At 71.5% G+C, this 16118-nt stretch carries 13 protein-coding genes and 1 other RNA gene; 9 read left to right on the top strand and 5 right to left on the bottom strand.

The window, feature by feature from the left end:
• Positions 1-8 precede the first annotated feature (8 nt).
• The 6 genes from kdpA (at position 9) to FHR56_RS00875 (ending at position 8612) form a co-directional block, all read left to right on the top strand.
• Entirely contained in the window at positions 9-1730 is a 1722-nt protein-coding gene (gene kdpA / locus FHR56_RS00900; RefSeq protein ID WP_160948424.1) for a potassium-transporting ATPase subunit KdpA, read from the top strand.
• Positions 1731-1740: 10 nt separating this feature from the next.
• Positions 1741-3810: a potassium-transporting ATPase subunit KdpB gene (gene kdpB, locus FHR56_RS00895; RefSeq protein ID WP_184502387.1), complete on the top strand. Its 2070-nt coding sequence runs from the start codon at positions 1741-1743 to the stop codon at positions 3808-3810.
• 72 nt (positions 3811-3882) lie between these two features.
• A complete protein-coding gene (gene kdpC / locus FHR56_RS00890) occupies positions 3883-4494 on the top strand; it encodes a potassium-transporting ATPase subunit KdpC (protein WP_237473372.1) in 612 nt (203 codons plus the stop codon).
• A gap of 71 nt (positions 4495-4565) precedes the next feature.
• Complete coding sequence (locus tag FHR56_RS00885) at positions 4566-7244, top strand: sensor histidine kinase KdpD (RefSeq protein WP_160948427.1); 2679 nt, start codon at positions 4566-4568, stop codon at positions 7242-7244.
• On the top strand, positions 7234-7962 hold the full coding sequence (locus FHR56_RS00880) for a response regulator transcription factor (protein WP_160948428.1): 729 nt from the start codon (positions 7234-7236) through the stop codon (positions 7960-7962). The genes FHR56_RS00885 and FHR56_RS00880 overlap by 11 nt, the downstream gene beginning before the upstream one ends.
• 149 nt (positions 7963-8111) lie before the next feature.
• The gene (locus tag FHR56_RS00875) at positions 8112-8612 is read left to right on the top strand and encodes an AAA family ATPase (RefSeq protein WP_160948429.1); all 501 of its coding nucleotides are present in this window, start codon (positions 8112-8114) and stop codon (positions 8610-8612) included.
• Positions 8613-8958: 346 nt separating this feature from the next.
• Here the strand turns inward: FHR56_RS00875 and FHR56_RS00870 are convergent, their stop codons facing one another.
• Genes FHR56_RS00870 through FHR56_RS00855 form a run of 4 tightly spaced genes read right to left on the bottom strand, consistent with a single transcriptional unit; the run spans position 8959 to position 12979 of the window.
• A complete protein-coding gene (locus tag FHR56_RS00870; RefSeq protein ID WP_184502386.1) occupies positions 8959-10344 on the bottom strand; it encodes an FAD-linked oxidase C-terminal domain-containing protein in 1386 nt (461 codons plus the stop codon).
• Positions 10341-10895 carry a metal-dependent hydrolase gene (locus FHR56_RS00865; protein ID WP_160948110.1) on the bottom strand — a complete coding sequence of 185 codons (555 nt, stop codon included), beginning with the start codon at positions 10893-10895 and terminating at the stop codon, positions 10341-10343. Before FHR56_RS00865 ends, FHR56_RS00870 begins: the two co-directional genes overlap by 4 nt.
• A 1-nt stretch (position 10896) precedes the next feature.
• Complete coding sequence (locus FHR56_RS00860; protein WP_160948109.1) at positions 10897-11265, bottom strand: YraN family protein; 369 nt, start codon at positions 11263-11265, stop codon at positions 10897-10899.
• Positions 11255-12979 carry a penicillin-binding protein activator gene (locus FHR56_RS00855; RefSeq protein WP_160948108.1) on the bottom strand — a complete coding sequence of 575 codons (1725 nt, stop codon included), beginning with the start codon at positions 12977-12979 and terminating at the stop codon, positions 11255-11257. The genes FHR56_RS00860 and FHR56_RS00855 overlap by 11 nt, the downstream gene beginning before the upstream one ends.
• A gap of 81 nt (positions 12980-13060) precedes the next feature.
• Between FHR56_RS00855 and rsmI the strand changes: the two genes are divergently transcribed.
• Together rsmI and rnpB are read left to right on the top strand one after the other, a co-directional pair.
• Positions 13061-13885 carry a 16S rRNA (cytidine(1402)-2'-O)-methyltransferase gene (rsmI, locus tag FHR56_RS00850; RefSeq protein ID WP_160948107.1) on the top strand — a complete coding sequence of 275 codons (825 nt, stop codon included), beginning with the start codon at positions 13061-13063 and terminating at the stop codon, positions 13883-13885.
• Positions 13886-13957: 72 nt separating this feature from the next.
• Positions 13958-14324: RNase P RNA component class A (gene rnpB / locus FHR56_RS00845), an RNA gene on the top strand.
• 224 nt (positions 14325-14548) lie between these two features.
• Here rnpB and FHR56_RS00840 read toward each other — a convergent pair.
• The gene (locus FHR56_RS00840; RefSeq protein WP_160948106.1) at positions 14549-15334 is read right to left on the bottom strand and encodes an NRDE family protein; all 786 of its coding nucleotides are present in this window, start codon (positions 15332-15334) and stop codon (positions 14549-14551) included.
• A 326-nt stretch (positions 15335-15660) separates the two neighbouring features.
• On the opposite strand from FHR56_RS00840, the gene mraZ reads away from it, so the two are divergent.
• On the top strand, positions 15661-16107 hold the full coding sequence (mraZ, locus tag FHR56_RS00835) for a division/cell wall cluster transcriptional repressor MraZ (RefSeq protein ID WP_026144304.1): 447 nt from the start codon (positions 15661-15663) through the stop codon (positions 16105-16107).
• The last annotated feature ends 11 nt before the right edge of the window (positions 16108-16118 follow it).

Raw genomic sequence — 16118 nt, 5'->3', positions numbered from 1 at the left:
CCACTTCCATGATCGATACACTGCTTGTCTATGCGCTCGCGCTGCTGCTGGGATGGCCGCTGGGCCTGTACCTGGCCAAGGTGATGCGCGGGGCGCCGATGCGCGGCGACGCGCTGTTCGGCTGGATCGAACGCCCGCTGTACCGCCTGCTCGGGACCGATCCGGCGCGCGGCATGCACTGGCGCGCCTATGCCGGTGCGTTCCTGGCCAGCAACCTGGTGCTGGGCGTGCTGGTGTTCGCGCTGTTCGTGACCCAGGCCTGGCTGCCGTTCAATCCCGATGCGGTGCCCAACATGCGTTGGGACGTGGCGCTGCACACCATGGTCTCGTTCCTCACCAACACCGACCAGCAGCATTACTCGGGCCAGGCGCAGCTGTCGTACCTGTCGCAGGCGGTGGGCGTGGTCGGCCTGCAGTTCATCACCCCGATGATGGGCCTGGCGCTGGTGGCGGCGACGTTGCGCGGCCTGTTCGGCGGGCGTGGCCATGACGCGGCGCGCACCGCTGCGGCCGCCACCGGTGGCGAGGCGACGCAGGACGTGGATCTCGGCAACTACTGGGCCGACGTGATCCGGCCGACCCTGCGCTTCCTGCTGCCGCTGTGCCTGCTGTGGACGCTGCTGCTGACCCAGCAGGGCGTGCCGTCGACGCTGGCCGCCGGTCCGGTCGCCACGCCGCTGGACGCCAGCGCCGGGCAGCAGACGCAGAAGATCCCGCTCGGCCCGGTCGCGGCGATGGTGGCGATCAAGCAGCTCGGCACCAACGGCGGCGGCTGGTACGGCCCCAACAGCGCGATGGCGCTGGAGAATCCCACGCCGTTCTCGAATCTGCTGGAAGTGCTGGCCATCGTGCTGATCCCGGTGGCGGTGGCGTTCATGGTCGGCCCGTTCACCGGACGCCGCAAGTTCACCGCGCTGGTGCTCGGCAGCATGCTGGTGATGTCGCTGGCGTCCACCGCGGTGTCGCTGTGGGCCGAAGGCCATGCGCCCGGCAGCGCCGCGCTGATGGAAGGCAAGGAGGTGCGCTTCGGCGTCGATGCGTCGGCGGCCTGGTCGTCGCTGACCACGCAAACCTCCAACGGCTCGGTCAACGCCATGCACGATTCGCTGGCGCCGCTGACCGGCGGCGTGGCCATGGTCAACATGCTGATCAACGCGATCTGGGGTGGCATCGGCTGCGGTCTGCAGCAGTTCCTGGTCTATCTGCTGCTGAGTGTGTTCCTGGCTGGCTTGATGACCGGGCGCACCCCGGAGTTGTTCGGGCGCAAGATCGAGGCGCCGGAAGTGCGTCTGCTAGCGCTGCTGATCCTGTTGCAACCGCTGGTGCTGCTCGGCTTCACCGCGGTCACCCTGGCCCTGCCGGCGTCGATCTCGGCGACCTCCAATCCCGGCTTCCATGGCATCAGCCAGGTGTTCTACGAGTACACCTCGGCGTTCGCCAACAACGGCTCCGGCTTCGAGGGGCTGGGCGACGGTATTCCGTGGTGGAACCTGAGCTGCACCGCGGTGCTGCTGCTGGGCCGTTATCCGGCGCTGATCGTGCCGCTGATCGTGGCCGCACAACTGGCGCGCAAGCGGGTGGCGCCAGAAACCGGCGGCAGCCTGCAGGTGGAAACCCCGACCTTCGCGCTGACCCTGATCGCGGTCATCGCGGTCCTGACCGTTCTGCAATTCACGCCGGCCCTGGTGTTGGGACCGATCGCCGATCACCTGACCCTGGCCGCGCACTGAGACGACGACGATGAGCACCCCGCTTCCTTCTACTTCCGTGGCTTCTTCGCCGGCGCGCCGGCCTGGGCTGTTCGATGCCGCGGCGCTGCGCGCGGCCTTGCGCGACAGCGTGCTGAAGCTGTCGCCGCGGCATCTGCTCGGCAGCCCGGTGATGGCCGTGGTCTTTGCCGGCACGCTGCTGTCGGCGCTGATTACCGTGGCCGGCCAGGGCCCGGCCGGCTTTGGCTGGGCGGTGACCGCGATCCTGCTGGTCACCGTGCTGTTCGGCAACTTCGCCGAGGCGGTGGCCGAGGCGCGCGGCCGCGGCCAGGCCGCCTCGCTGCGGCGCGCGCGCAAGGACCTGGTGGCGCGCCGGGTCGCCAGCGCGCGGCTGGACGGCGAGACCAGCGTGCCGGCCGCCGAACTGCGCCCGGGCGACCTGGTGGTGGTCTCGGCCGGGGAGCTGATCCCGGCCGACGGCGAGATCGTGCACGGCCTGGCCACGATCAACGAGGCCGCGGTCACCGGCGAGTCTGCGCCGGTGCTGCGCGAGGCCGGCACCGACCGCTCCGGCGTCATCGGCGGCACCAAGGTGCTGTCCGACGAGATCCTGGTGAAGGTCACCGCCGAGCCGGGCCACAGCTTCCTGGACCGGATGATCGCGCTGGTGGAAGGCGCCAACCGGCAGAAGACGCCGAACGAGATCGCGCTGACCATGCTGCTGGCGGCGATGACCCTGACCTTCCTGATCGTGGTCGCCACGCTGCCGGCGATCGCCGGCTTCGTCGGCGTGCACGTGGATCCGCTGCTGTTGATCGCGCTGCTGGTGTGCCTGATCCCGACCACCATCGGCGGGCTGCTGCCGGCGATCGGCATCGCCGGCATGAACCGCGCGCTGTCGGCCAACGTGCTGGCCAAGTCGGGCAAGGCGGTGGAAGTGGCCGGCGACGTCGACGTGCTGCTGCTGGACAAGACCGGCACCATCACCCACGGCGACCGCCAGGCCACCGTGTTCCATGCGCTCAGCGGCGTGGACGTGGCGCAGCTGCGCGAGGCGGCGATGCTGTCGTCGCTGGCCGATCCGACCCCGGAAGGCAAGTCGATCGTGCGCCTGGCCCGCGAGCAGGGCCTGCCGCCGGCCGATCCGGCCGGTGCCGAGTTCGTCGCCTTCACCGCGCAGACGCGCATGTCCGGCGTCGACCTGCCGGCGGCCGGCATGCAGCCGCCGCGGTCGATCCGCAAGGGCGCCGCCGATGCATTGATCCGCCACGTCACCGCGCTGGGCGGGCAGGTGCCGGCGGAGCTGAAGAGCCGGGTCGAGCAGGTGGCGCGCAGCGGCGCCACGCCGCTGGTGGTGGCCGAGGGCCGGCACGTGCTGGGCGTGGTCGAGCTGTCGGACGTGGTCAAGCACGGCGTGCGCGAGAAGTTCGCGCGGCTGCGTGCGATGGGCGTCAAGACGGTGATGATCACCGGCGACAACCCGCTCACCGCCGCGGCCATCGCCGCCGAGGCCGGCGTCGACGACTACATCGCCGAGGCCACGCCCGAGGACAAGCTGGCGCGCATCCGCCAGGAGCAGGCCGGCGGACGCCTGGTGGCGATGGTCGGCGACGGCACCAACGACGCCCCGGCGCTGGCCCAGGCCGACGTCGGCCTGGCGATGAACTCCGGCACCCAGGCGGCCAAGGAGGCCGGCAACATGGTCGACCTGGATTCGGATCCGGCCAAGCTGCTGGCGGTGGTGGAAGTGGGCAAGCAGCAGCTGATCACCCGCGGCGCGCTGACCACCTTCTCGCTGGCCAACGACGTGTCCAAGTATTTCGCGATCCTGCCGGCGCTGTTCGCCGCCTCGATCCCGCAGATGGCCGCACTGAACGTGATGCACCTGTCCAGCCCGACCAACGCGGTGCTGGCGGCGCTGATCTTCAATGCGCTGGTGATCCCGGCGCTGATCCCGCTGGCGCTGCGCGGCGTGCGCTTCACCCCGTCCTCGGCGACCTCGCTGCTGCGCCGGAACATGCTGATCTATGGCGTGGGCGGCGTGCTGCTGCCGTTCGTCGGGATCAAGGCCATCGACCTGCTGCTGGTGGCGTTGGGCTGACCCCGGCGCCGATTCTCACGCTCTTTCGGAATTGCCTCCATGACCGTGTCCTCCGTTTCCCCCCGCGAACCGATGCGCTGGCGCGCCGTGCTGGTGCTGCCGCTGCTGGTGCTCGCGTCCGCGGCGCTGTACTCGCTGCTGGCCACCGTGCTGGCCGGCGCGCTGTTCCCCGAACAGGCCAACGGCAGCCTGCGCACCAAGGACGGCCGCGTGGTCGGCTCGGCGCTGGTGGCACAGCCGTTCGCCGCCGCCGGCTATTTCCAGCCGCGTCCGTCCGGCGCCAAGTACGACCCGATGTCGGCGGCCGGCAGCAACCAGGCACGCAGCAACCCCGACCTGCGCAAGCGCCTGGACGACACCCGCCAGGCGGTGGCCGCGCGCGAGGGCATCGACCCGGCGCAGGTGCCGGACGACCTGGTCACCCAGTCCGGCAGCGGCATGGACCCGGACATCAGCGTCGAGGCCGCGCAACTGCAAGTGGCGCGCGTGGCCGCCGCGCGCGGCCTGCCACCGCAGACCGTCGCCGCCCTGGTCGCCGCGCAGACCCAGCCGCGCCAGTTCGGCGTGCTGGGGGAGGCGAGGGTGAATGTGCTTGGGTTGAACTTGGCGCTTGATGGTGGCGCCGGGACCCGGGACCCGGGACCCGGCGCCCGGGAAGAGCGAATGCAACAGCAACAGCGGTAGGCGAAGTAGCGCTGTTACGCTTTTACGGGTCCCGGGTCCCCGCACCCGCCAAACTTCCGCCTCCACTAACCATGTCTGATCCCCGCACCCAACAGGCCGATGCCCTGATCGGCGAACTGCAGCGCGAGCGCGGCGGGCGCCTGACCGTGTTCCTCGGCGCGGCGCCGGGGGTGGGCAAGACCTACGCGATGCTGTCGCGCGCGCGGCAGTTGCAGCAGCAGGGCAGCAACCTGGTGGTCGGCGTGGTCGAGACCCACGGCCGCGCCGAGACCGCGGCGCTGCTGGAAGGGCTCACCGTGCAGCCGCGGCGGCGGCTGGAGTACCGCGGCCGCACCCTGGAGGAGATGGACCTGGATGCGCTGCTGGCGCTGCGCCCGCCGCTGGTGCTGGTGGACGAACTGGCCCATCGCAACGCACCCGGCAGCCGCCACGAGCGGCGCTGGCAGGACGTGCAGGAATTGCTCGACGCCGGCATCGACGTCTACAGCACGGTCAACATCCAGCACCTGGAAAGCCTCAACGACGTGGTCCACCGCATCACCGGCGTGCGCGTCAGCGAGACCGTGCCCGATGCGATCTTCGACCGCCTGCGCGACATCGTCCTGGTCGACCTGCCGCCGCGCGAGCTGATCGAGCGCCTGCAGCAGGGCAAGGTGTATCTGCCCGAGCAGGCCGGGCAGGCACTGCAGGCGTTCTTCTCGCCGTCGAACCTGGCCGCGCTGCGCGAGCTGGCGATGCAGACCGCGGCCGACCGCGTCGACAACGATCTGCGCGACGTGCAGGCGGCGCAGGGCCGCACCAGCGTCGCGCTACGGCGCACGGTGATGGTGGCGATCGATGGCCGCGGCCAGTCCGACTACCTGGTGCGGGTGGCACGACGCCTGGCCGAGCGCCGCGGTGCGCCGTGGACCGTGGTGACCGTGCAGACCCAGGCGCAGCCCGACGCCGACTGGCAGCTGGAAATCGACCGCGCGTTCGCGCTGGCGCGCCGGCTCGGTGGCGAGGCCGCGCTGCTGCACGGCGCCAACGTCGCCGACACCTTGCTCGACCACGCCGCGCGCAGCGGCGTGTCCACGCTGGTGCTGGGCCGCACCCGCGAGCGCCCGCTGGCGCGCATGATCAACCGCACCCTGACCCAGCAACTGTTGCAACGCGGCGCGCACTACGAACTGGTGATCATCAGTTCGCCGGAGGCGCGCGCCCGCGCGCGGCGGCGCTGGCGCAGCCCGGGGCATTGGCTGTCGCGCGACGACCTGGTGTTCGCCACGGTCGCCACCCTGGCCGCGGTCGCGGTGGGCTGGCTGGCCGAGCGCTGGGTCGGCATCGACGACCTGTCGATGGTGTTCATCGTCGCGGTGGTGATGGTGGCGGCGAAGACGCGGATGGCCGCGGCGGTGCTGGCCGCCATCCTGAGTTTCCTCGCCTACGATTTCTTCTTCATCGATCCGCGCTACACGCTGCACATCGGCGCGCGCCAGGGCCTGGTCACGGTGCTGCTGTTCCTGGTCGCGGCGCTGGTCGCCGGGCGCCTGGCCTCGCGCCTGCGCATGCAGGTGCTGGCGCTGCGCGCGGCCAACGCGCAGACCACCGCGCTGCAGCGGCTGGGCCGTGAACTGGCCAGCGCCGCCGATCTCGGCCAGGTGCTGGAGGCCGGGCGCCGCGCGCTCGCCGGTACGCTCGACGCCGAGGCCTGGTTGCGCCTGCAGCCGCTGGAGCGCGCCCACGACGGGGCCGACGACTACGCACCGTCGATGGCCGCGGTGGACCGCAGCGCCGCCGATTGGGCACAGCGCCACGGCCAGGCCACCGGCCGCTTCACCGACACCCTGGCCGGCGCGAGCTGGTGGTTCCTGCCGGTGCGCCACGAGCGCGGCACGATCGGCGTGGTCGGGCTGCGCTTCGGCGCCGGCGTGCAGCGCCCGGGCCTGGAGCAGCAGCGCCTGGCCGAAGCGATGGTCGAGGACATCGGCCAGGCCGCACTGCGCACGCGCCTGGTGGCCGACCTGGAGAGCGCGCGAGTCAGCGGCGAGACCGAGCGGCTGCGCTCGGCGCTGCTGTCCTCGGTCTCGCACGACCTGCGCTCGCCGCTGGCGGCGATGATCGGCGCGGCCAGCAGCCTGTCCAGTTACGGCCAGGCGATGGACGCGGACGATCGCCGCAGCCTGCTCGACACCATCCAACTGGAAGGCGAGCGCCTGGACCGCTATATCCAGAACCTGCTGGACATGACCCGGCTCGGCCACACCGGGCTGACCTTGAACCGCGACTGGATCGGCGTGGACGAACTGATCGGCTCGGCCGCGCGGCGCCTGCAGCGCTACCAGCCGCAGGTGCGCCTGGACATCGCCCTGGCCGCGGACCTGCCGACGCTGTGGGTGCACCCGGCGCTGGTCGAACAGGCGATCTTCAACGTGCTGGAGAACGCCGCCAAGTTCTCGCCGGCGGACGCGGCGATCCGCGTCGCCGCCGGCATGGTCGAGGGCCGCCTGCGCATCGACATCAGCGACCGCGGCCCGGGCATTCCCGAGGACGAGCGCGCGCGTATCTTCGACATGTTCTACAGCGTCGAGCGCGGCGATCGCGGCCGCCACGGCACCGGCCTGGGCCTGACCATCTGCCAGGGCATGATCGGCGCGCACGGCGGCAGCGTCGAGGCGCTGCCCGGTCCCGATGGCCGCGGCACCACGATCCGCATTACCCTGCCGCTCATCGAACCCGCCGCGCCGCCGTCCCGCCCCGATGCCGACTGAGTCCCACGCCGATCCGATTCCGCCGCCGCGCGTGCTGGTCATCGACGACGAGCCGCAGATCCGCCGGTTCCTCGACATCAGCCTGCGCGCACAGGGCTACCGCGTGCTGCAGGCCGACACCGGCGCCGGCGGCCTGGCGCAGCTGGCCGCGCACGGCGCCGAACTGGTGGTGCTGGACATCGGCCTGCCCGACCAGGACGGACACAGCGTGCTGCGCGAACTGCGGCAATGGTCGTCGGTGCCGGTGATCATGCTGACCGTGCGCGCCGGCGAGGCCGAGAAGGTGCAGGCGCTGGACGCCGGCGCCAACGACTACGTGACCAAGCCCTTCGGCGTGCAGGAATTGATGGCGCGCATCCGCGTGCTGCTGCGCATGCAGCCGGTGGCCGGCGAGGCCGAGCCGGTGTTCGACGACGGCCACCTGCACATCCACCTGGGCCTGCGCGAGGTGCGCCTGGACGGCGAGGCACTGCCGCTCAGCCGCAAGGAGTACGCGCTGCTCGCCCTGCTGCTGCGCCACAGCGGCCGCGTGGTGACGCAGCCGCAACTGCTGCGCGAACTGTGGGGGCCCACTCATCAGGACGACACCCACTACCTGCGCATCCTGGTCGGCAAGCTGCGGCAGAAACTCGGCGACAGCGCCGTGGCCCCGCGCTACATCGCCACCGAGCCGGGCGTGGGGTTGCGCTTCATCGGCGTGCAGTGTCCGTCGGCGTGATCGGATGTAGCGGCCTTCCCCGCTGTCCGTAGGAGCGGCTTCAGCCGCGACCTTGGGCTTCCCGGTAACGCCCGGTCGCGGCTGAAGCCGCTCCTACGGCGGCAACGCGTGCCCTTGGAGGCGGTGGAACGCGATAAACGAAAGAACAGATGACCGTGTGCTCCCTTCCCATCGTGGTCAACCCGGACCACTTCCTGCAAACGGAACGTGGCCGCGAGTGGACACCGGAACGCAACCAAGCCGCGTGGCGGCAAAGCCACGATGCCCTGACCACGATCCTCGCCGGTGCGTGCGAATCCGCCGGCACCTGGACGGTCGTCATCGTGTGCGGCCTGCAGGGCGCGGGCAAGACCACGTGGATTGCGCGGCAACCGGTACGGCCATGCACCGTCTACTTCGATGCGGCGCTGCCCGGTGCCCGGCATCGGGCGCCGATCATCGCCATTGCGAACGCGGCCGGCGCCCGGATCGAGATCGTCTGGATCAAGGTCGCACTGCCCGTTGCGCTTGCGCGGAACCTGCAGCGGGCAGCGGACGAACAGGTTCCGGAGGAGGCGATCCGCTCGGTGCACGACCTCTTCGAAGCGCCGACGCTCGCCGAAGGGGCCGATCACGTCAGTGTGGTCACGTCTGCCGAGTGGGCGCCTTGAAAGCTGCATTCGCGGCAGTAGTGTCCGGCAGGGCACATCGCCGCCGCGCACCGCATCGGTCGACGGCAGCGATAGCGCCATGCCATTGCTTGTGCCGCGATCGCCCGGTCCATCGTAGGAGCGGCTTCAGCCGCGACCGTCGTCTTACCGGTGATGCCCGTCGCGGCTGAGGCCGCTCCTACAACGGCATGGCGGCATGGCGACGTTGCAATGGATCAGTACGCGAAAGACGCTGTTGCGAATCCCGAATCCCGAATCCCGAATCCCGAATCCCGAATCCCGAACCCCGAACCCCCAATCCCCAATCCCCAATCCCCAATCCCCAATCCCCAATCCCCAATCCCCCTCAAGGCTTCGGCAACACCTTCCCCGGATTGAGGATCCCATCCGGATCCAGCGCGCGCTTGATCGCGCGCATCGCGTCCAGGGTGGCGGCGTCGAAGGCCTGGTCCATGTAGTCGCGCTTGGCCACGCCGATGCCGTGTTCGCCGGACAGCGTGCCCTCCAGCGCCAGTACCAGCGCGAACAGCCGCGGCAGAGCGGCCTGGGCACGCGCGGTTTCGGCGGCGTCGTCCGGCGCGTACATGATGTTGACGTGCAGGTTGCCGTTGCCGGCATGGCCGAAGGCGACGATCGGCAGGTCGAACTCGGCGGCCAGCGCTTCCACGCCGGCGACCAGCTCGGGAATGCGCGACACCGGAACCACCACGTCCTCGTTGATCTTGCCCGGTCGGATCGTGCGCAGCGCCGGCGACAGCGCGCGGCGCGCGGCCCACAGGCGATCGCGCGCGCTGCCGTCGGCGGCCACGTCCAGCGCCAGCAGGCCGTCGCCCTCGGCCGCCGCGCCCAGCGCCTGCAGCGCGTAGGGCAGGGTGTCGTGGTCGCCGTCGGCCTCGATCAGCAGCATCGCACCGGCCTCGGGCACGTCGCTGCCGTTGCGGCGCAGCAGTGCGATCGCGCTGCGGTCCATGAACTCCAGCATGGTCGGCGTGCTCGGCTGCGCCATCAGCCGCGACACCGCGGCGGCGGCACCGGCGGCGTCGCGGTACAACGCGCGCAGCCCGGCCTGCGCCAGCGGCCGCGGCGACAGCTTCAGCGTCGCTTCCACGATCAGCGCCAGGGTGCCTTCGCTGCCGACCAGCAGGTGGGTCAGGTCGTAGCCGGTGGCGTCCTTGGTATAGGCGCCGCCGCAGCGGATCACCTCGCCGCTGCCGGTCACCGCGACCAGGCCGAGCACGTTGTCGCGGGTGGCGCCGTACTTCACCGCGCGCGGCCCGCCGGCATTGGTCGACAGGTTGCCGCCGACGCTGCAGATCTCCGCGCTGGACGGGTCCGGCGGCCAGAACAGCCCGTGCGGCGCCAGCGCTTGCTGCAGGTCGCCGTTGAGCACGCCGGGTTCCACCACTGCGCAGCGGTCCGCCGGGCGCAGTTGCACGATGCGGTTCATGCGCGCGAACGACAGCACCACGCCACCGGAGAACGGCACCGCGGCGCCGGCGGTACCGGTGCCGGCACCGCGCGCCACCAGCGGCACGCGGTGCGCGCGGCAGGCGCGCACGATCGCCTGCACCTGTTCGCGGGTCTGCGGCAGCGCCACCGCGTCGGCCAGCGCCCAGCGCCGCGAATCGTCTTCGCCGTAGCTGCGCCGGCTGTCGGCGTCGGTGCGCCAGCCCTCTGGGCCGAGCAGGGTGGCGAGGGTGTCGGTGAGCGCGGCGGGCAGCGGTGTGGTCATGACGAAGGCGGCGAAGAGGAAGACGCGGTGGGCGAGGGCGGCTGCAGCAGTTTCCAGGTGAGCACCGCCAGCGCCAGCGGCAGCCACACCCAGCGCAGTTCCGACAGCAGCGTGGCCAGGCCGCGCGCGCTGAAGAAGCCGTTGGCGAACGGCGAGACCCGGATCGGCCGCCACGGCGCGAACCAGCGCTGCTCGCTCCACGGCCAGGCCAGGGCCACGCCGAGGCCGCCGGAGGTCATCGCGTCGAGCAGCGGGTGCGAGGCGGTGCAGACGAACAGCCATGCGGCCGCCTGCACCGCGCCGGCGCGCAGGGGCCGGTGCAGCAGCGCGCCGAGCGCGCCCAGCACCACGGCGAACAGCAGCGAGTGGCTGGCGCCGCGATGGCCGAAGGCGTCGGCGTAGGGGATGTGCAGGGCGAAGCCGAGCACGTCGGCGTCGGGCAGCATCGCCGCGACGATGCCGGCGCCGAGCAGGCGCGTGGAGATGCGCCCGCGATCGGCGGCGGCCCACAGCGCCAGCGGTACCGCGGCGTGGGTGAAGATGCTGGGCATCTCAGCAATCCTCGGCGCGGAACGCGTCGCGTAGCCAGGTCAGCCGCGGCGGGTCGCCTTCGGCCTCGACCACGTCGAAGCGGCATGGCCAGCTGGCGTACTGCGGATGCGCGGCCAGGAACAGTTGCGCCGCCAGCAGCAGGCGGCGGCGCTTGCGCAGGTCCACCGAGGCCGCGCCGCCGCCGAACGCGGTGCTGCGCCGGTAGCGCACTTCGACGAACACCAGGCTCTGCGCCTGCTGCATCACCAGGTCCAGCTCGCCGCCGCGGAAGGCGACGTTGGCGGCGATCAAGCGCAGGCCGGCGCGCTCCAGTTCTGCGCGCGCCGCCGCTTCCACCGCGTTGCCGCGTCGGCGCCGCTCAGTTTCCATCGGGCAGCGGGGTCGGGCGCCCGCCGCTGAAGGTGGACCAGGCCGGGGTGCGCACGATGTTGCCGAAGCCGTCCAGGTGCAGCACGCCAGTGGCGCCGCGCAGGGCGCTGTCCTTGCCGGTCGCCAGCTTCTCCAGGTACGCGGTGATCTGCCAGGCGTCGTAGCCGAACGCGAACAGGCGCCCGGCCGGGCCGCGCGCGGTCGGCAGCATGTCGGCCACGCTGGTCGCCGCCGGCAGGCCGCCGACGCCGCGCACGTTCCACAGTTCGCTGGGGTAGACGATGCCGTCCAGCACCAGGTCGTCCTCCGGCTTGCCGGTGCCCAGCACCAGCTGCGAGGTCGCGACCCGGGTCTTGCCGGCGAAACCGGCCAGTGCCAGCTGCGGCGCCAGCGCGCGGGCGGTAGTGCCCTTCACCGCCAGCAGCACCGAGTCGGCGGCGCCGGCGTTGCGCAGTTGCGCAGCGATGTCGCCGGGCGTCTCGGCCACGCTGATGCTGCCGGCGACCTTGCCGCCACGCTCGCTGAAGCGGTCGCGGAACGCGGCCACCGCACGGCGGCCGTTGTCGTCGTTGCTGCCGATCACCAACGTATTGCTGCGCTCGTGCGCCAGCAGGTACTCGGCGGCGGCGATGCCGTCGTCCTCCGGGGCCAGCGAGAAGCCGGCGCTGCCGCCGGGCGGGGCGTGGGTGCCGCGGTTCAGCGCCAGCACCGGTACCGGCAGCGCGTCGCGCGCGAACAGCGCGGTGACCTCGTCGCGGCCGAGCGGGCCGACCACGAAGTCGGCGCCGCCATCGACCGCCTTCTGATAAGCGGCCAGCGCCCCGGCCGGGGTGCCGGTGGTGTCGATGAAGTCGATCGGCGGGCGCCGCCGGGTCTCGCCGTAATAGCCGGCGAGCAGGCCGTCGCGCACCGGCGCGGCCGCGGTGGCCAGGCTGCCGCTCAACGGCAGCAGCACCGCCAGCTTGGCCGGCGGGCGGTAGCCGTCGCGCTCGGCCGGCGGCCGCTTGCTGGTGTCGAAGCCCCACTGCTCGCCGCGGTCGAACGGGCGCGGCAGTGCCAGGCCGCGGCTCAGCAGGGCGCGGCCGACGAAGTTGTACAGCGGGTCGCCGGCCGGCAGCGCGCCGGCGCGCGCCTGCAGGGTGGCGTCGTTGAGCGTGGCCAGCTGACGCACGATGGCGCGCTGGTTGTCGCTGCGCGCCTGGCCGCTGAGGCCGTTGTCGGCGCGGGCGCGTTCGTCCAGCGCCGCGTTGGCGTCGCCGGTGCCTTCCAGCGCCTGCGCGCGGGCCAGGTGCCAGCGCGCGCGCAGGTTCTGCGGCACCGCCTGCGGATCGCTGCCCAGCGCCTGCAGCGCCTTGGCCGGCTGGCGGTCGGCCAGGGCCAGCTCGGCCTCGACCAGCGCCACCCGCACCTTGCTCAGCGGCGGCAACTGCCGCGTCTGCACCTGCGCCAGCAGGCTGCGCGCGCGGGCGGCGTCGCCGGCCTCGTACCAGGCGAAGGCGGCGTCGCCCAGCAACTGGTTGCGGGCGCTGCCGGTGGCGCCGGCGGCCTGCGCCTCGAGCTGCTGCGCCGCGTCCCGCGGCTTGCCCTGGTCCAGCAGCGCCAGCGCCGCCGATTGGGCCGGCGAGGCGCTCGGCGTCACGCTGGAGGTGGCGCAGCCGGCGATGAGCAACGCCAGCAGCGACAGGGCGGAAATCCTTGCGAATCGCTTGTTCATTTCTGGTCCATTCGGCTGGGCACGCCGGGCGCGCCGGGGAAAACCGCTACGATTCTACCCTTGACCATGGAAAGCCCGTAGATGAGCGCCCAGCCCGGAACCCTGCACGTCGTCGCCACGCCGATCGGCAACCTCGCCGACCTGACGCCGCGCGCCCAGGAGACCCTGCGCACGGTGGCGGCGATCTGCGCCGAGGACACCCGCCGCAGCGGCCAGTTGCTGGCGCACTTCGGGATCGAGCGGCCGCTGCTGGCGCTGCATGAACACAACGAGGAGGCGCTGTCGCAGCGTATCGTCGCGCGCCTGCTGGAGGGGCAGTCGCTGGCCCTGGTCAGCGACGCCGGCACCCCGCTGGTCAGCGATCCCGGCTACCGCCTGGTGCGCGCCGCGCGCGCGGCCGGGGTGCGGGTCAGCCCGGTGCCGGGCGCCTGCGCGGCGATCGCCGCGCTCAGCGTGGCCGGCCTGCCCAGCGACCGCTTCGCCTTCGAGGGCTTCCTCCCGGCCAAGGCCTCGGCGCGGCGCGAGCGCCTGGTCCGGTTGGCCAGCGAACCACGCACCCTGGTGTTCTACGAAGCCTCGCACCGCATCGCCGAGTCCCTGGCCGATTGCCGCGCCGCCTTCGGCGACGCCCGCCCGGCGGTGCTGGCGCGCGAACTGACCAAATTGTTCGAGACCGTGCTCGACGGCACCCTGGCCGACCTGCACGCGCGGGTCGAGGCCGACGACAACCAGCGCAAGGGCGAGTTCGTGCTGATGGTGCAGGGTGCCGGCGACGATGCCGACGCGCAGTTGGCCGAAGGCCGCCGCGTCTACGCCAAGCTCAGCGAACACCTGCCGCCGTCCACCGCCGCCAAGCTGGCCGCCGAACTGACCGGCGCTTCGCGCAAGGCCTTGTACGGCGGGTGAGGCAACGCGCAGCGCCTGCCTGCTGGCGATCAGGAACATGTTGCCGACTGCACGTGCGACAATAGGCACGGCGGAGCCGGCCAGACAGTCGCGTCATCCAATCGCATTTCGGTGCGGCGGGATGCCGAGGAAAGTCCGGGCTCCATAGGGCAAGGTGCCAGGTAACGCCTGGGCGGCGCGAGCCGACGGACTAGTGCAACAGAAAGATACCGCCTACGTCTGCGCAAGCAGGCCGGTAAGGGTGAAATGGTGCGGTAAGAGCGCACCGCGAGTCCGGTAACGGACCGGCACGGCAAACCCCACCTGGAGCAAGACCAAATAGGGACCTCATGGCGCGGCCCGCGTCGGGTCCGGGTAGGTTGCTTGAGCGTACCGGTGACGGTGCGCCTAGAAGAATGACTGTCCACGACAGAACCCGGCTTATCGGCCGGCTCCGCCACCTTCTTCTTTTACAGACGCGCTCTGGCGCTCGCTTGTGCTGCGCGCCTGTCAGGTGCTGACCCCGGCGGCGTCATGGATCCCCGCTGGTCGCCGTCTCCATGTTGCTTCCCTCCGCCGTCGCCGTGTTTCCCTTGTGGGAGGGACTTCAGTCCCGGCTGCAGTCACCCGACGGGCCAGCGCTGTTCCGCCACCGCCGCCGGGGTCGATGCCTGAGCGCAGGCGTCACTGCTTCCCGGTATCCGTCCCCAGGTTCCGGTTCTCCAGGCGCGTCTCGCCCAGAAACACCCCGTCCGGGCCGAACCGGCGCTCGTGGATCCAGCCATGGCCGGCGGCGTCGACCGCGACGATGGTGCTGGCGCGGGTGCCGTAGTCGTGGCCGCGGATGAAGGCCGGCGACAGCCGCCGCTCCAGGTCCGGGCCGACCCCGGTGTCGGGGAGGTCGGCCGGGTCGGCCAGGGTCTCGTCGGCCAGCGCCCGCCACAGCGGGGCCAGGTCGTCGTCGCCGGCGGCGATCCAGGCGGTCACGGCCGCGCGCAGGCGCAGGGTCTTCGGCCAGGGCGCGTCGAGCGCGCCGTTGGACATGCCGTGGACGCCGGGCGCCAGGGCGCTGCGGCCGGGCGGGTGGTTGCCCACGTAGGCGGCGCCGGCGGCATCGGCCAGCAGCAGGTTGAACGGCGGATAGGCGTCGGCGCGCGCCGCCAGCGCGTCGGCAAAGGCCGCGGCCGGCTCCGCGCCGGTCAGGTAGTCGGCGATCAGGGCGCCGCGCGAGGCGCCGGACATCGCCGCCAGCGGGTCGCGCACGTTGGTGACCACGGCGCAGCGGCCGGCGTCGTCCAGTCCCACCCAGGTACCGCCGGAGCGCAGGTCGCGTCCGGCCAGCAGGCGCTGCGCCGGGGCCGGCCAGCGCTGCAGCGGCGCGGTCGGACGGGCGTGGAATTCGTCGCGGTTGCCGACCAGCAGCAAGCGCCATCGCGGGTGCGCAGCGTGCGCGAGAACGACCAGACACATGCGCCGCAGTGTGCGCGCTTGCGCAACGCGGCGCGAGTGCAGGGGGCATGTCGATGGCCGGTGACGGCGGCCTTAACGTCCCGTACACGGGCCTGAATTTCCGTTCAATCTCAAAATTTGAGACGAAACAGTAACTTGTGGATAAGCCTTGAACAAGTCTCTAAAGATCGTTGCAAACCATTGATCCCGCTAGCGATTTACCGCTCGCAAAGTTGTTGACAACCCGTTGCGCGCTGCTAAGGTGGGCACTTGAGGGGAAACCGGGTTTTTTGTGGTTTTTCGTGGTTCAATGACCGCCCAGGCGGATTCGGAAAGGTGCAGGCGTCGTGTTTCAGGGCGAGACCGCAATCACTGTGGACGACAAGGGGCGTATGGCGGTTCCCACCGCGTACCGCGACCTCGTCGCGCGCGTGAGCGGCAATCGGCTGGTGCTGACCTACAACCCGTTCGAGGCCGGCTGCCTGTGGCTGTATGCGGAGAAGGAGTGGGAGCGGGTCCGTGACGACGTCATGGCCAAGCCCAACACCCAGCGCGTGGTGCGGGTCCTGCAGCAGAAGCTGGTGGGTTCGTCGGCCGCGCTGGAGCTGGATGCCAACGCCCGCATCACCATTCCGCCGAGCCATCGCGCCGCGGTGGGCATTGAAAAGCGCGCCGTGCTGTTGGGCATGGGCGACAAGTTCGAACTGTGGAGCGAGCAGGCTCATCGCGCACTGATCCAGCAGACGTTGTCTGACGAGGATCTGGGCGATGGATTGCTCGATCTGAAGTTGTGAGTCGGGGTGTC

Origin of the sequence: Xanthomonas sp. F10 (assembly GCF_014206815.1) — a bacterium.
GTDB lineage: Bacteria > Pseudomonadota > Gammaproteobacteria > Xanthomonadales > Xanthomonadaceae > Xanthomonas_A > Xanthomonas_A indica.
Note: the sequence above shows the minus strand (reverse complement) of the source record. Positions and strands in the feature narration are given on the sequence as shown.

Coding starts and splice junctions, on each gene's coding strand:
- FHR56_RS00855 (WP_160948108.1), bottom strand. CDS start 12,979: ATGAACAAGCGATTCGCAAGGATTTCCGCCCTGTCGCTGCTGGCGTTG.
- FHR56_RS00840 (WP_160948106.1), bottom strand. CDS start 15,334: ATGTGTCTGGTCGTTCTCGCGCACGCTGCGCACCCGCGATGGCGCTTG.
- kdpA (WP_160948424.1), top strand. CDS start 9: ATGATCGATACACTGCTTGTCTATGCGCTCGCGCTGCTGCTGGGATGG.
- FHR56_RS00880 (WP_160948428.1), top strand. CDS start 7,234: ATGCCGACTGAGTCCCACGCCGATCCGATTCCGCCGCCGCGCGTGCTG.
- kdpC (WP_237473372.1), top strand. CDS start 3,883: ATGCGCTGGCGCGCCGTGCTGGTGCTGCCGCTGCTGGTGCTCGCGTCC.
- kdpB (WP_184502387.1), top strand. CDS start 1,741: ATGAGCACCCCGCTTCCTTCTACTTCCGTGGCTTCTTCGCCGGCGCGC.
- FHR56_RS00865 (WP_160948110.1), bottom strand. CDS start 10,895: ATGCCCAGCATCTTCACCCACGCCGCGGTACCGCTGGCGCTGTGGGCC.
- FHR56_RS00860 (WP_160948109.1), bottom strand. CDS start 11,265: ATGGAAACTGAGCGGCGCCGACGCGGCAACGCGGTGGAAGCGGCGGCG.
- FHR56_RS00875 (WP_160948429.1), top strand. CDS start 8,112: ATGACCGTGTGCTCCCTTCCCATCGTGGTCAACCCGGACCACTTCCTG.
- rsmI (WP_160948107.1), top strand. CDS start 13,061: ATGAGCGCCCAGCCCGGAACCCTGCACGTCGTCGCCACGCCGATCGGC.
- FHR56_RS00870 (WP_184502386.1), bottom strand. CDS start 10,344: ATGACCACACCGCTGCCCGCCGCGCTCACCGACACCCTCGCCACCCTG.
- FHR56_RS00885 (WP_160948427.1), top strand. CDS start 4,566: ATGTCTGATCCCCGCACCCAACAGGCCGATGCCCTGATCGGCGAACTG.